Genomic DNA, 1,901 nt, shown 5'->3' on the forward strand with positions numbered 1-1,901 from the left:
CGCTGCGCCTATTCCAGCCCCGCCACCTACGAAAACAACCACACATTCGCTACGCTGCCACAAGCGGCGTAACCACAAATCCCGTGTCCACTACACCGGGGCAAGGCCCGTCGCCGATCATCGCACTCGAGACTCTGATTGAACACTCGGCGTTCGCGACGATGAGCGGCACCGAGTTCGTCTTCCTGTTTAACGAACAAGACGAGGGCTGTGCCAACCATCTCCGAGAACAGGTCGCGGCGTTCCAGGCTGCACATCAACCATGGCCAGCGAACGTCAAGATCGACATCAACAACTCGACTTTTATCGATCTGACTACCGAAATCCTCGATGACATCGACAAGAGGGAGGCCAAGCTTGCTCCGATCTTCGCTTTCGTCGATCCGGTCGGAGTCAAGGCCACGCCGATGGCGATCTTGAAGCGTCTGACGGACTTTCCGAAAGCGGAGATGTTGGTCTACTTCGCCAACGAGGCGAGCGTGCGCTGGTCTGGTAGTGGTCAGATCGACAAGGCGCTTCAAGACCTATTCGGGACAGACGAGTTCAAGGGCGTCGCCATGCTCGCCCCCGGTGAGAGCGCCAATTTCGTCCACGATCTCTACAAGCAGCGACTTCACGATGAGTGCAACTTTCCGTACATCCAGAGCTTCACGATGTACGACGACCGCGGCAAACGTGTGTACGACCTCTTCTACTGCACTCGAGAACCGATCGGCATGAGCCGGATGAAGGAAGCGATGTGGAAGGTCGCCCCGAGCGGCGACTTCACCTTCCGGGATCGATTTGCCAACCAGGAGGTGATCTTTGCTGACGTTGTTGACACAGGGCCGCTGCGTAGACACCTGTTGGAGTACTTCCGTGGTCAAGCCGTCACCATCGAAACGGTGCTCGCGCACGTGGTCGTCGCGACGCCGTACCTCGAAACTCACGTGAAGACGAAGACACTCAAGCCGATGCAAGCTGCCGGCCAGATATCTAGTCCGAACCAGAACCGGCCGGGCACATTCCCCAACGGCACCATTGTTCAGTTCCCGGCCTAATTCCTGATGCGCGAGCTTCAGACCATGGCTCCGGCGGGCGAGTAGGGGACCCCCTTGTTTACCACTTTCTTCTTCGCCGTATCAACCAGAGTTAGGTTCGGGATTTCGATGGGTACGTCGGCTTCGATTGTCCCAGCAGCCTTTACAACGCCAACTTCAACGATCACTAGGTCTAAACCGGTGTCGTTGGAGCATTGATACTTGCTCATTTCCTTTAATGCGGTTGAACGCGTTTGGTTTATCAATAGCGGCCAGAAATATCGGTTGCAATGCGTGAGATAGTGGTCCCATGCTTGAAATAGAGGCACTAGAGACCGAGGTATGGAAGGCGTTTGACGGTTGGTTGCTGATCTTCAACGACACGTTGGAGCTTGCGGCGGCGGTACCGCACGCCTTCAGATACGTCGTCGACTCGGTCGACGAGGCAGATTGGACGCACATCAACGGCGTGTTGGGCATCATCGCCGGTAAGACCTATGACGCGTGCAAGAACGTCATCGTTCAGGAACATCGGACGCTGTACGTCCTCTCTCTTCTGGCATCATGGGGAGCTTTCGAATCGTTCATCGAGGAGGTGACCAAAGCCGCCCTGCGAGCGGAACCCGCCCTTGTCGCCAAGCCCGAGTTCGCCAAGACAACGAGGAAGGTGGCAGAAAGGAATCTGTCCCCGGCCGACAGTCAAAAAGAGATTATCGACAAGATGGTCAACGGTCAGCGCGGACGGCTAACCGAAGATGGCGACGGCAAATACGGGCCCTGCCCCCGTGTGTTGGACACGCTTAATCCCGCAAGATTGGCGGGGGAAGCGAGATGATCCACCACGATGGCAAGGAAAAATTATCCCGACGAGTTTAAACGGGA

At 56.4% G+C, this 1,901-nt stretch carries 3 protein-coding genes; 2 read left to right on the top strand and 1 reads right to left on the bottom strand.

From position 1 onward, the window contains the following. A partial coding sequence (gene tcmP, locus ORI27_RS32750; protein WP_266001412.1) for a three-Cys-motif partner protein TcmP occupies positions 1–1,040 on the top strand: 1,040 nt, incomplete at its 5' end. Between the two features lie 17 nt (positions 1,041–1,057). On the opposite strand, the gene ORI27_RS32755 is transcribed toward tcmP, so the two are convergent. Beyond that, on the bottom strand, positions 1,058–1,249 hold the full coding sequence (locus ORI27_RS32755) for a hypothetical protein (RefSeq protein ID WP_266001411.1): 192 nt from the start codon (positions 1,247–1,249) through the stop codon (positions 1,058–1,060). A gap of 80 nt (positions 1,250–1,329) precedes the next feature. On the opposite strand from ORI27_RS32755, the gene ORI27_RS32760 reads away from it, so the two are divergent. After that, complete coding sequence (locus ORI27_RS32760; protein ID WP_266001409.1) at positions 1,330–1,854, top strand: hypothetical protein; 525 nt, start codon at positions 1,330–1,332, stop codon at positions 1,852–1,854. Positions 1,855–1,901 lie beyond the last annotated feature (47 nt).

The sequence above is a fragment of the Mycobacterium pinniadriaticum genome (genome assembly GCF_026242045.1).
In the GTDB taxonomy this organism is placed as follows: Bacteria; Actinomycetota; Actinomycetes; order Mycobacteriales; family Mycobacteriaceae; genus Mycobacterium; species Mycobacterium pinniadriaticum.

Coding starts and splice junctions, on each gene's coding strand:
- ORI27_RS32760 (WP_266001409.1), top strand. CDS start 1,330: ATGCTTGAAATAGAGGCACTAGAGACCGAGGTATGGAAGGCGTTTGAC.
- ORI27_RS32755 (WP_266001411.1), bottom strand. CDS start 1,249: ATGAGCAAGTATCAATGCTCCAACGACACCGGTTTAGACCTAGTGATC.